We start from the raw sequence: 12,186 nt of genomic DNA, 5'->3' as shown, positions 1-12,186 counted from the left end.
ATCCAACCCTTCGGTTTTCGGCGCCTCTAGGTGCCAACCCCTCAATACCCAGAGATGTCGCGCGAATATTGATGGTAGATGTTGGGATCAAAGATCGAGTTCGTCGCCAACTCTCGGCTGGGCAAAAGATCGGCTGGAAAAACCCGCCCTGCGGTGAACACATCTGGTGTCAGAAACCTCAGATTGGCCGGAAAGTCACCCAACCGAGCGTCTGGTTGATTGCTGGCCAGGTTGAATCCCCAGACGCCGAAGGACGGGATCGACATCTGATAATTCACCACTTGCGGAAAAATCTCGGACATCGTGTCCGATATCGTCCAATAGGTGTGCGGCGTAAAAAAGGGTGAGCTGCTTTGCGTCACGATCACTCCATCCTCAGCTAGAATGGCCTGAAGCATGGCGTAGAATTCAATCGCGTACAGTTTGGACAGCGCCTCGTTATGCGGATCAGGAAAATCGACGATAATCCGGTCATAAGATTGATCTGCCGATTTGACAAAGTTGAACGCATCGGTGTTGTGCACCGTCAGCGCCGACGCCGCCATACTGTTGCCGTTGAGGCGAACCACAGGGGCAAAATCACGCCCCAGCTTTGTCATCTCGGGGTCGAGGTCCACCAGATCGATCTGCGTAACGCTTGGGTGTCTGAGGATTTCGCGCACCGCCAACCCATCACCCCCGCCCAGAACCAGCACAGATTTCGGTGCGGCATCGCCCCAGGACAGGGCTGGGTGAACCAGTGCTTCGTGATAGCGGTATTCATCCGCCTCGGCGAATTGAAGGTGGCCGTCGATAAACAGGCGCACCTCGTTTTTCTGCCAGGTATTGGTGACGACCAGCGACTGATACTGCGATTGTTTGCGCCAGACGATCCGGTCGAAATACAGGTGATCCTGTGCAAAAGCGGTAATGCGACCTGCCAGCAAGGTCAGGGCAAACAGCAACACGATCGTGGCAATGGAACAGGCCAGCATCCGCTTGGGTGCATCCAGGTAGTCACGCAGGTACAGGACGCTCAGGAAGGCGACGGCGGCGTTGGTCAGCCCTATGGCAAAGGACGATGAAATCAAACCCAGCGATGGCAGCAACAGGATCGGAAACATGACCGAGCCGACAAGCGCGCCGATGTAGTCCAGAGACAACACATCAGCGATGGATTCCCGAGTGGTGCTGCGCTCGGACAACACCCGCATCAACAGGGGAATCTCCAACCCGACCAGAAATCCGATGGCCGAGATAAAAGAGAACATGCCGACGGTGTAGAACCAGGGGGCAAAGGGAAACAGCATGAACAGCGACACACTGCACAGGCCGCCGACCAGTGCTAGGATCAGCTCAACCCAGACAAAGATCTGGATCAGGTTCCCGTGGAAAAAGCGCGAAACATAAGATCCGACGCCCATGGCGAACATGAAAAAGCCGATGGTCAGTGAAAACTGATAGACAGAATTTCCCAACAAATAGCTGGATACTGTGCCGATGATTAGCTCGTAAACGATGCCGCACAGGGCGACCACAAGGATAGCGCCCAGCAGGACCATCGCCTGTCGGCGCGGCAAGTCGGTGTAACGAAGTGTAGTTGTGTCGCTCATTCTAAGGTCCGAATGACAGGAAAACCCGGCACGGCCAGCGCACCGGGTTTTGATTGGATTTGACAGGGTTGCTGGTTACTTGCCTGCACGCAGACCGCCGGAACGTGAGCTGCGCGGGGCCGCATAGCTGGTGCGCGGCGTGACCGAGCGGTTGTTAAAGCTGGAAGCCTTGATACCGGCTGAGCGCTGACGGCTAAGCAAATTGCCCAACAAGGCACCCGCCAGAAAACCAGCACCGGAAAAACGCAGGCCCGCAGATTCGCCGGTTGTGTCGGTTGCGATCAGGCGGTTGTTGGCCTCATCAATCTCGATCGTGAAAACTTCGCCCTCATCCGTATCCCGGACGTTGTTGGCGTTGGCATCTGCAAAGCCCAGGAACTTGGCGTCGCTTTCGATTTCGATCCCCAGCGGCTTGTCATAGAATTTTGGATCGGAATTCATCACTTGCGCCAGATATCCGGCAAACTCGTCTACTTGCTCGTTCGAGGCTTCGGTGATGCTGTTTGCATCCAGGTATTCCTGATATTTGGCAATCGTGAACTCTGTCCGATCCAAAACCTGACCCAGATCGGCCGTCTGCTCTGATTTAGGGGACAGAAAGACCGAGTAGGCCACAAATCCCAACACGCCGATAATGACGATCCCCTTTAGTTTTCCAAACATCTTTTACTCCTATTTCTTTGGCTTGATGTCATGCTTCTGTCAGGTCGCGGGTCCACCAACATTGGTGAAGACCTGCGCCGTAAAAGTCCTTGAGCGTACCGCACAGATGCAGGCCGTGATCTTTCAGGGCTGCGGCATTGGCGTCCGATAAATCCGAGGGTATGGCCAGAACCGCCATGCGGTAGTGTTGCTGCTGCGCCAGAGCCAGTTGCTGGTCCAAACCGCTGAGACCCTCAGTGGTTTCGGTCCAACGCAGCCCAGCCACGTCATCGGTTTCAGCGGCCTTGTGGATTTCGGTGATGGCAAGGCCAGTTGATGCAGTGGGCTCGGGCGTGGCCATTTCTGGCGCTTCGGGGTTTTCCAGCCCATAGATGATCTTGGCCTCGGTCGGGCTGTGATAGGCAGGAACGGTCAGTTCGACCGCCGCGCCAAATTCTTCGTACAGTCGATGGGCCGAAGCGTATATCTTTTTGCCGAACTCTTCGTAGTCACTGGTTTCGACAAAGATCTTCCGGACACCCTGTTGCGCCAGTTTACCCAACAGATCGTTGAGCATTTGGCTGCCCAAACCCTTGCCGGTCTGCGCCTGATCCAGATAGGTCCAGGACAGCCAGGCAAGATCCGGCGCCTGTTCATCCAGGTCAAAGCCAATCACACCCAAAACTCTGCCTCGGTCCTGCAGGACAAACATGTTTTCGACGCCATCATCCAGAAATGTGCCTTCGGCCTCATGCGCGTCGTCTTCATCGGTCTGCGCAATGATCGCAATCACAGGCGAGACGTGGTGTAATTCCATGGGTTTGAGCACGGGACCCTTGGAGCCAAACAGAGAATTAAACATGGCAAATCCTGCGCCGATAACAGCGGCTGTAATATGGGTGAACACGGCAATCTGAGGCCGAAGAAAGAGGTATTCGGCGCTCAGTGCCAAAGCGATCAGGGCAATCGTGACGATGCGCCGTTCCGGCGGAGCCGTGATCAGCACACCATGCGCGACCAGACCATAGGCGGCGGCGGACAGCCCGACAAAGCCCGGCCCAGCAACGGCCAGCTCTGCGCCGGTCCCAAACAAAAGACACGTCATCGCAATTGCGGCTGTCTGCCACGACCCGACACGCGGTTCCGTCAAAGTGCCGCCGATCAGGATCAGTAAGAAATTGAGCGCCAGATGACTTAGATCGCCATGTCGAAAGGCCCCGATCAGGTGGTCGGGAAAGGATATCAGATTGCCTGAATACCGAACCGGCCCCCAGATCGCGTAACCCGCTGCCCCAAGTAGGATGAGTGATATGGTGACAGGGCATCTGGAGAGTTCCTTCATCCGCCCTTCAGAAACCTGCCGCGGCAAGCCCGCGCTGCGTTTTGCCGATAAACCCGCGCGAAATCATCTGCACTTCGGCCCGCGCAGGTTTGAAATAGGCTTTCAGAACGTTCAGACTGAGGCGTGGATTGGCGTCGCCACACATGAAGATATCTACCGCGGCATAGCCATGTTCTGGCCACGTGTGAATCGAGATATGGGATTCGGCCAAAAGCGCCACGCCGGTGAACCCGTCACGCGCGCCAAAATCGTGTGTTTTGACCTCAAGAACATGGGCGCCGGCAGCCAGTGCCGCGCGTCTCAGCACATCTTTTGCGGGTATCGGATCAAACAAAGCGTTTGCATCAAACAAATCAGCCACCAGGTGTGAGCCCAGTGAACTTGAAAAGTCGTCCATGTAAAATCAACGTCCTAGAGCAGTAAATCGAGGTCAGAAATATCGAGTTGATAGGTCGGGTCAACCGGGGCATTCAACCTTTGGCTTATCCTCAACCCCTTGTGTGGCAAAAAAACCCGAACCCCTTGGTCTTGGGGGTGGTGACGGGCTTGCCTGACCCAGCTTTGACGGTGAAGCGGCGGAGTTTTCAGATCGAAAAAGCGTTCGCTCACTGCGATTTGCCTCCCGAAAAGGACGCCAATGGCAAGCGCGGTATCATTACTTGTAGTTATGAGTTTTCCAGACAATTTTCACCGTGTTTTCAGCCTGGGGGTTTCCTTATTTTGCAAGGCCTGAACCGCTCATCCCGTTGATCGCAATGGGCCAACAAAGGAAACCTCATGGATCTGACAAGTTACATCAACGATGCACGCCGTGGCTTGATTGAGTTGCCGCAGGTGGATGAAGCCAAGATGCGCATTGAGCGGCTGAACCGGTTGCAGAGCCAACTGGCAGAGAATGACCTGGGTGGCATCCTGCTCTATGATCCGATCAACATCCGCTATGCGACCGATTGCCGGAACATGCAAATCTGGACGATGCATAACGCCGCCCGGTATTGTCTTGTTCCGACCGAGGGCAAGGCCATCATGTTTGACTTTGTCAATTGCGGCCATCTGTCGAAAGGTCTGGATACGATCGCGGAATCACGCCCCGGGACCTTGTGGTATCACCACACGTCAGGTGATAAACGCCCGGGTTTGATCGATGCCTGGGCCGATGAACTGGCTGACGTCATTGCCGAGCGTTGCGGCAACACGCGCATCGCCATCGACAAACTTGAACCAGGTGGACGCTCGGCACTGACCGAGCGGCAGATCACTACTGTCTTCGGTCAGGACATCATCGAACGGGCCCGTTGCATCAAAACCCCCGAAGAGCTGAAGGCTCAGCAGCATTCAGCGCTGGTGTGCATGACGGCGCTGCGCGCGATGCGCGACATGACCGTCCCCGGCGCGACCGAGAATGACCTTTGGGCGGTTCTGGCCTCGATGAACTCGACCCTGGGGGGCGACTATATCGAAACAAAACTGGTTGTCGCCGGCAGCAACACCAACCCTTGGTATACCGAGGCCAGCAACAAAGTCCTGCAACCCGGAGAGTTTCTGGCCATCGACACCGACATGATCGGCCCGTTCGGCTATAACACCGACATCTCGCGCACCTGGCTGTGCCAACCCGCACAACCAACGCCCGAGCAAAAGACCCTGTACCAGACATCTTATGATCAGGTTCACACCAATATGGGACTGATCAAGGCGGGCGTCTCACTGCGTGAATTTGCCGAAAAGGCCTGGAAGATGCCGGAAAGGTTTCAGGATCTTGACTGCCGTGTTTTGGTGCACGGGACAGGGATGTGTAACGAATACCCGCAAGTCCCGCCGCTCGCCTTCTGGGAGCGCACCGGTTATGACGGCGTGTTTGAAGAGAACATGACCCTGTCCATCGAAAGCTATATCGGTGAGGTCGGGCGATCCCACGGTGTGAAGCTCGAGCAAATGGTGCGTGTCACTGACAAGGGCTGCGAGATCATCGCGGATTTCCCGTTTGAAGAAGAGCTGCTGAACTAACGGTGCAATTCCCGGCCAGCCCTGATCATGTGTTCCGGCAGCTCTGTCGAATATTTGCACTAACCAATTGGAATCTGTTCCATGGGCAAATCTGTCTTGGGCGACGGTCTGCGCGCTGATATCGGCGGCGGCACCATCACCAAACTTTATTCTTCACAGGCGTACCTACAGGGCCATGATCTTACCGTTCGATGGGCCGACCTTAACTGCCGGGTTATTGCGGACCGTACGGCTGAAGCCCTGCGCGCAGATCGCAAACCTCTGAAAACGCGTTGCGCACTTACCGATGCCCGGCTGACACCGCGTCCCAGTCCAGTCCAAATTTCTGCAGGTATTTCCGCAACCTGTCCGCATCATTCTGTGTCTTCCGTTTTTGTCTTGAAACGGCAAACAGCATGCGCCCCGCCGCGCTGATACTGGGTGCGTGTTGGCAAGTGTGGATGACCTTGGCCAATTGCACCATATCGAACGGGTCAACATCACTGGCAGCGCTACCCAGCACGTCTTTGACCAGGGTGAAGTCCGTATCAGACGTGGATGTCCGCCAGTCCGTTTGCAGGCTTTGAACCTCGTCTTCTACCATGGCACAGGTGATCCGTCCTCGCGGGGCCAGGGTACAGAGCCGTTTGACCGATCCGCTAAAATCCCGAAAATTTCCGGGCCAAAACGTTGCCGGGTTGGTTGCAAACCGCAGATAAGCCTCGCGCGCGTCCGCATTGAACCCGACCTGTGTGCCCAGTTTGCGTTCAGAGCGCGTCAGCTCGAACATCAGGTTGGCTTCGATATCCTCGCGACGTTCCCGCAGGGCTGGCAGGTGAAAGTGCCACATGTTCAGGCGGGCCAGCAGGTCCTGACGAAACTGGCCTTCGGCGGCTAAAACCCGCAGGTCGCGGTTGGCACCTGCAATGATGTGGAACCGGCTTGAGACCTCGTGATCCGAGCCTAACGGATAGAACCGCCCGGTCTCGATCGCATGCAGCAGGATGGATTGCTCGTTCCAACCCAATTCGTCGACCTCATCAAGGAACAGCACGCCACCATCAGCCTCGCGCAGCAGCCCGCCGCGTTCCGTTCCTGCCTGACCCAAATAGCTGCGCCGTTGGCCGAACAGGGTGGCCATTGCGTCCGGTCCATTCAATGTAGCGCAATTGACGTGTACCAGCCGTCCTTTGATGCGACGCCGGTCCAGTTTGAGGTTGTATATCCGTTCCGCCAGCTCTGTCTTGCCAGTGCCTGTTTCGCCCAGCAGAAGGATCGGATCGTCAGAGTTGCCAGCGATCATTTCAATCCGGTCGATCAGGGCGTTGTATTGCGGATTGCGGGTTTCGATCCCGCCTTTCAACTGATCACTGTATTCGCGCGACAGCTGATCAAAGCGCTGTTGCAGCGCGTTATACCGGCTGAGGTCCAGATCAATGATGTCAAATTTCGGTGTCTTTTCCTCTGGCCCGGGTGGGCCGGTTTGAATCAAACGCGCCGGGACATGGCGGCTTTCGGTCAACAAGAACCAGCAGATCTGTGCCACATGGGTCCCGGTGGTCAGGTGGACATGATATTGTTCGCGGTCTTCGTCAAAGCCATAGCCGCGGGCAAAGTCGAACAGCTTGCCGTAGACCTCCTGAAAGTCCCACGGATCGGTTAGATCCATGCGCTGCAACAGTACTTCGGTTCCAGGCGAAAGCTCTTCGATCTCGCGTTTGAGCTGATGGGCGAGGCGATTGAACTTATGGTCGTGCAGCAGTTCAAGGCGATCGACGTCGAAATGGTCGTGCAGAAACAGGCTGGGCGTCGGCTTCCAGCGTCGTTTCTTGCCCATATCCAGCTGCGTTCCGAGGAATCCGATGACCACATTCTTCATGACGTATACATTTGTATAATTAGCGATACAAAAATATCGTAGGTTCAATCACTCTGACTTTCAATGGTGATTTTTACCAATTAAAAACAGTACATTAAGTGAGGATACGATTTCCCTCCGCATATTGGATCCGCCATGCAAAAACATCCTCACAACAAATGAGGAAAAGGACATGGCGAACAAATCCGTGTTTGCATCGATTAAAGGCCGGTTGCTGCCAAAAGCAACCGCACAGAACGCCCACGGGGCGCCGGCCAACGTGTATTCCGATGCCCATGCTCTGGCCCAGGTTGCTGTTACCGGCACCTTCGGGGGCATGATCTATCAATCGCCGCAGGATGAGCTGGAATACGTTCTGGATGTCGCCGAGGCGGTCGAGCCGACGTTTCTGGCCCAGGCGGCGATCTATGCCCGCCAGTCGGGATACATGAAGGATATGCCTGCTGTGTTGCTGGCCATTCTGGCCCGGCGCGACCCGGTTCTGTTTCGCGCGGCCTTTGGCCGTGTGGTTGATAACGGCAAGATGCTGCGCACCTTCGTGCAGGTCATCCGGTCGGGTCAGACGGGGCGTAAATCTCTGGGTTCGGCGCCAAAAGCGATGGTCCAGAGCTGGTTGAACACCGCGTCCGACCGGGCGCTGTTGAACGCCAATATCGGCAATGACCCGTCTTTGGCGGACGTGATCAAGATGGTGCATCCGAAACCGGCCACGGCCGAGCGGGAGGCGCTGTTTGCCTGGATCGTCGGGCGGCCGTGCAATCTGGCACGGCTGCCACAGGCCCTGCGGGACTGGATTGCGTTTCGCGAAACCGGCAGGGGTCCGGTGCCGGATGTGCCGTTCCAGATGCTGACGCAACTGGAGCTGTCGGCCGAGCATTGGGCGCGGATTGCACGCAAGGGTTCCTGGCAGATGGTGCGGCAGAACCTGAACACGTTTCACCGTCACGGTGTTTTCAACGTGACCCGGAACGTGGATCACGTGGCCGCCTTGCTGCGCGACCCGCAGGCGATCGCCCGCGCACGTGCGTTCCCGTACCAGTTGATGGTCGCGGCGCAGAACGTAGCGTCTGATATCCCGCACCCGATTGTGGACGCGCTGCATGATGCAATGGAAATCGCGGTGCAGAACGTCCCGAAGGTCGCAGGGCAAGTGGTTGTGTGCCCGGATGTTTCCGGCTCGATGGCCGGGTCCGTGACCGGGTATCGCCCAGGGGCAACCTCGGTCGTGCGCCATGTGGATGTGGCGGCGCTGGTGGCGGCGTCTTTCCAGCGCGTGAATCGCGGATGTCAGGTGCTGCCGTTTGATTTTGACGTGCGCAATGTGCGTCTGCAGCTGCGCGACACGATCCTGACCAACGCTGAGCGTTTGGCCGCGTTGGCTGGCGGCGGAACCAACTGTTCCGCCCCTCTGGCCTGGCTGAACCAACGAGGTCGCGCGCCTGATCTGGTGGTGTTCGTGTCCGATAACCAATCCTGGGTCGATGCCGGGGGCGGCGGGCAGGGCACCGCGATGTTGAAGGAATGGGAGGTGATCAAACGTCGCAACCCCAAGGCCAAACTGGTCTGCATCGACATCGCGCCTTACGGAACCACGCAGGCCCAGACACGTGCAGACGTGCTGAATGTCGGTGGCTTCTCGGATGCGGTCTTTGACCAGATCGCGCGCTTTGCCGCCGGTCAGACCGGCCCGGATCACTGGGTCGGTGAGATCGACAAGATCGACGTATGAACAGGTTCCGGGCGATGTTTCGCCCGGTCCACAACACAACATCAGGCAGAATGCCGTTGGGACTACATCGCTTGAACCGATACGCACCCTATAAGGGCCGTAGGTCTCACCCCCACTTGTCTGCCTGACCCGAATGAAAAGGAACTGTCTCGGCGAATGCCGGTGGAACTACAGAATGTTAATCTCCGTGTCGCGGGTTCGAATCCCGCTCGTCCCAGCCCCTTGGGGGAGGGATGGTAGCTCAGTCAGGTAGAGCAGGCGTTTCACCAATTCTTGTCGTCGAGGCCTATGAACAACAGCAGAAGGAATGCCTGCGGGACTACATGTAGACGCGACCCTTCGGGGTTGGAGGTGTAAAACCTCCGTGTTGGTTCAAGTCCAGCCCAGGGTCTTGCTCTGGTGGCGGAAACTGTCTCGCAACTCGTTGTCCTTCTGACCGGAACAGTAAGGAACACCCCGGCGAATGCTGAAGGAACTACATTGGCACCACAGGGACAGGTCGAGCGGGTTCAACTCCCCTCCATGCCGGCGCCCGGATGGCAAACGCATCTGCCCATTCAGATGCGGGGCGGGCCTCCCACCTGTTTCTTCTCCCCTTGTCGCTGGGGCCTGAATTTGAATGATTAAAAGATGATTACGGAAGATAACACATATGACCCGGTAACCGGCGGCCACCTGAAGGATTGGGGGCATCGCCCGGGGCAACACTTCCCGGCCCTGTTGGCGCGCGCGAATGAGATGCGGGCCGAAGGGTTTGGTTTGGTGCGCATCCGGCAGGAGCTTGAGGGCGAAACCCCTCTGGCCCCGGTCACGATGGCACCGCACGCACCCGGTGAGATCACGTTTCACGAAAACATCGACGCCGTGCGCCCCGATGAAGAAGACAACGTCGCAAAAGTGCGCGAGACGATGACTGCGCTGATGCAAACTCCGACTCTTGAGGTCGGGGCCATCATGCCGGATGCCTGCCCGGCAGGACCCGTCGGTACGATCCCGGTTGGCGGTATCGCTGCCGCGCGCAACGCGATTCACCCCGGTATGCACTCGGCCGATATCTGTTGCTCGGTGATGATCACCGATCTGGGCGATGCCGACCCCAAGGCGGTGCTGGACGCGGCGCAGTCGGTGACGCATTTCGGTCCGGGCGGGCGCCCGCAGGGCAAGCGGTTTACCACGTCGCTGAAACTGCTGGATGCGTTCCGCGAGAACCCGTTTCTGAACACCCCCAAGTCCATTCGCATGGCACAGGAACATATGGGCACGCAGGGTGACGGCAATCACTTCCTGTTTGTGGGCCGCTCGCGCAAGTCCGGGCGCACGGCGATTGTGACCCATCATGGATCGCGCGGTCCGGGGGCTGTTCTGTATAAACACGGGATGTATGTGGCGGAAAAGTTCCGCAAAGAGCTGTCGCCTGAGACCGCCAAACAGAATGCGTGGATTCCGACCGATACCGAGGAAGGCCGCGACTATTTGGATGCTCTGCAACTGATCCGCAAATGGACCAAGGCCAACCACAATGCGATCCATCAGGCGACGGTCGAAGCCGCGCGCGTGGGTGACGTGGGCGCGCGGTTCTGGAACGAGCATAACTTCGTCTTCAAACGGGATGATCTGTACTACCACGGCAAGGGGGCGACCCCTGCCTGGAGTGATTACGCAGCGGATGCCACGGGTCTGACGCTGATCCCGCTGAACATGTCCGAACCGGTTCTGGTGGTGCGCGGCAAGGATGCCGATCATGGTCTGGGCTTCAGCCCGCACGGGGCGGGGCGGAACAATTCACGCTCGGAACACAAGCGCCGCATGGGATCGGTGACGCCAGACCAGATGCTGCAGGCCGAGACAGAGGGGCTGGATATCCGGTTCCACGCTGGTGGTGTTGACGCATCCGAGCTGCCGTCCAGCTATAAAAGCGCTGACAGCGTTGTGGCGCAGATCAAGTCCTACGATCTGGCCGAGATCGAGGATTACATCGATCCCTATGGCTGTATCATGGCCGGTGATGTGCCGCCATTTTGGATGAACATGAAGAAGGGGCGCAGATAATTGCCTCTGCCCGGTTAATTAGACGCCGTCAGCCCGCCGGTCTTCCGGTGGGCTGCGGCACGCAATCTGTCGACCAGGCTTTTGTTATTGTACGTTTGCCCTTGCACCGTATCCTGGGTTTTGATGCTGTCTGCATCAAGCAAAAAGGTCGCACGCATTGGCATAAGGCCATCAACAACAACCATTTGGCGGCTCGACGGGGCAATTGTCAGCGTTCCGGTTAGCTGAACCTGTTCGTGCAAATAGGACGGGGTCCAGTCGTCGTTCAACCGCACCCGGATCATTTGGTTTGGCGGTGGAGATGCCATGTGACTGCACATCCCCAGCTTTGGCACCAGATAGGCAACGGCATGCCCATCTGGGTCGGGTGGCGCCGGGATCGCGAAACCCACAAGGGTGACAACGCGGCCGTCAAACAGTGGATTGCCCGACGCGCCCGCTAATTTTCGCCGTTCAGTGACGGCTTCTCGCTGTGACAGCAGCCAGTCGACATCAATGTCGTCAGTGGCCAGCGCGTCTTCGGTTTCGACCAGAAGCACCTGCCATTTCTGCCGTTCTTGTGCCGTGCCACCTGTGCCTTGCAGGCGGCTTCGCAGGCGCAGGGCAAAGACAACGTCGTCGAATTGTTCAGGGCTGAGGTCGCGATAGGGATCCTCGAAGACTTGAACTGAGGGATCGGGAAGCTCTGCCCATTCCACCACAATCCCAGCAGCAAGTGGAGTGCCGCAGAATGCAAGAACCACGGTGGCCAAGCTTAGAATTCGAAACCGGTTACGCAAGGCGATGCCCTTTCCCAATTCCCTGACTATAGTTTAGCCCGTCGATAAGTTAACCCTCTGCCGCCGCATTCAGGTTAAGGATTTTCGTCGAACCAGGCAGGACAAGACAGCAAATTGAAATGGATCGTGATCCCTCTGATCTCGGAATTTGTCCGCGCCTTTCCCGCCGTTGATGTGACCGCGCGCAC

The 12,186-nt window shown here is 57.3% G+C and carries 9 protein-coding genes; 3 read left to right on the top strand and 6 right to left on the bottom strand.

Going from position 1 to position 12,186, the window contains the following annotated elements:
* Window positions 1–41: 41 nt before the first annotated feature.
* The 4 genes from SJY13_RS10975 to speD all read right to left on the bottom strand — a co-directional run bounded on the left by SJY13_RS10975 (window position 42) and on the right by speD (window position 3,973).
* On the bottom strand, window positions 42–1,592 hold the full coding sequence (locus SJY13_RS10975; protein ID WP_377190896.1) for a polyamine aminopropyltransferase: 1,551 nt from the start codon (window positions 1,590–1,592) through the stop codon (window positions 42–44).
* Window positions 1,593–1,667: 75 nt separating this feature from the next.
* The gene (locus tag SJY13_RS10970; protein WP_085823791.1) at window positions 1,668–2,255 is read right to left on the bottom strand and encodes a hypothetical protein; all 588 of its coding nucleotides are present in this window, start codon (window positions 2,253–2,255) and stop codon (window positions 1,668–1,670) included.
* A gap of 28 nt (window positions 2,256–2,283) precedes the next feature.
* Entirely contained in the window at window positions 2,284–3,576 is a 1,293-nt protein-coding gene (locus SJY13_RS10965) for a rhomboid family intramembrane serine protease (protein ID WP_377190894.1), read from the bottom strand.
* Between the two features lie 7 nt (window positions 3,577–3,583).
* Window positions 3,584–3,973, bottom strand: a complete 390-nt coding sequence (gene speD / locus SJY13_RS10960) for an adenosylmethionine decarboxylase (protein WP_377190892.1) — start codon at window positions 3,971–3,973, stop codon at window positions 3,584–3,586.
* Between the two features lie 380 nt (window positions 3,974–4,353).
* On the opposite strand from speD, the gene SJY13_RS10955 reads away from it, so the two are divergent.
* Complete coding sequence (locus SJY13_RS10955; RefSeq protein ID WP_377190890.1) at window positions 4,354–5,583, top strand: M24 family metallopeptidase; 1,230 nt, start codon at window positions 4,354–4,356, stop codon at window positions 5,581–5,583.
* Window positions 5,584–5,863: 280 nt separating this feature from the next.
* Here the strand turns inward: SJY13_RS10955 and rtcR are convergent, their stop codons facing one another.
* Window positions 5,864–7,441, bottom strand: a complete 1,578-nt coding sequence (gene rtcR, locus SJY13_RS10950; RefSeq protein ID WP_377190888.1) for an RNA repair transcriptional activator RtcR — start codon at window positions 7,439–7,441, stop codon at window positions 5,864–5,866.
* 172 nt (window positions 7,442–7,613) lie between these two features.
* On the opposite strand from rtcR, the gene SJY13_RS10945 reads away from it, so the two are divergent.
* Together SJY13_RS10945 and SJY13_RS10940 are read left to right on the top strand one after the other, a co-directional pair.
* Window positions 7,614–9,170, top strand: coding sequence for an RNA-binding protein (locus SJY13_RS10945; protein WP_377190886.1), 1,557 nt, complete (start codon window positions 7,614–7,616; stop codon window positions 9,168–9,170).
* Window positions 9,171–9,800: 630 nt separating this feature from the next.
* Window positions 9,801–11,219: an RtcB family protein gene (locus SJY13_RS10940; protein WP_377190884.1), complete on the top strand. Its 1,419-nt coding sequence runs from the start codon at window positions 9,801–9,803 to the stop codon at window positions 11,217–11,219.
* Between the two features lie 14 nt (window positions 11,220–11,233).
* Here the strand turns inward: SJY13_RS10940 and SJY13_RS10935 are convergent, their stop codons facing one another.
* Window positions 11,234–11,998: a DUF3299 domain-containing protein gene (locus SJY13_RS10935; RefSeq protein ID WP_377190882.1), complete on the bottom strand. Its 765-nt coding sequence runs from the start codon at window positions 11,996–11,998 to the stop codon at window positions 11,234–11,236.
* Window positions 11,999–12,186: the final 188 nt, after the last annotated feature.

The sequence above is a fragment of the Ruegeria meonggei genome, assembly GCF_042768335.1.
In the GTDB taxonomy this organism is placed as follows: domain Bacteria; phylum Pseudomonadota; class Alphaproteobacteria; order Rhodobacterales; family Rhodobacteraceae; genus Ruegeria; species Ruegeria meonggei.
This window is presented reverse-complemented; position numbering and strand designations above follow the sequence as displayed.

What these genes read in the sequence shown, in the direction of transcription:
- SJY13_RS10940 (WP_377190884.1), top strand. Translation starts at nt 9,801, where the DNA reads ATGATTACGGAAGATAACACATATGACCCGGTAACCGGCGGCCACCTG.
- SJY13_RS10955 (WP_377190890.1), top strand. Translation starts at nt 4,354, where the DNA reads ATGGATCTGACAAGTTACATCAACGATGCACGCCGTGGCTTGATTGAG.
- SJY13_RS10945 (WP_377190886.1), top strand. Translation starts at nt 7,614, where the DNA reads ATGGCGAACAAATCCGTGTTTGCATCGATTAAAGGCCGGTTGCTGCCA.
- rtcR (WP_377190888.1), bottom strand. Translation starts at nt 7,441, where the DNA reads ATGAAGAATGTGGTCATCGGATTCCTCGGAACGCAGCTGGATATGGGC.
- SJY13_RS10975 (WP_377190896.1), bottom strand. Translation starts at nt 1,592, where the DNA reads ATGAGCGACACAACTACACTTCGTTACACCGACTTGCCGCGCCGACAG.
- SJY13_RS10965 (WP_377190894.1), bottom strand. Translation starts at nt 3,576, where the DNA reads ATGAAGGAACTCTCCAGATGCCCTGTCACCATATCACTCATCCTACTT.
- speD (WP_377190892.1), bottom strand. Translation starts at nt 3,973, where the DNA reads ATGGACGACTTTTCAAGTTCACTGGGCTCACACCTGGTGGCTGATTTG.
- SJY13_RS10970 (WP_085823791.1), bottom strand. Translation starts at nt 2,255, where the DNA reads ATGTTTGGAAAACTAAAGGGGATCGTCATTATCGGCGTGTTGGGATTT.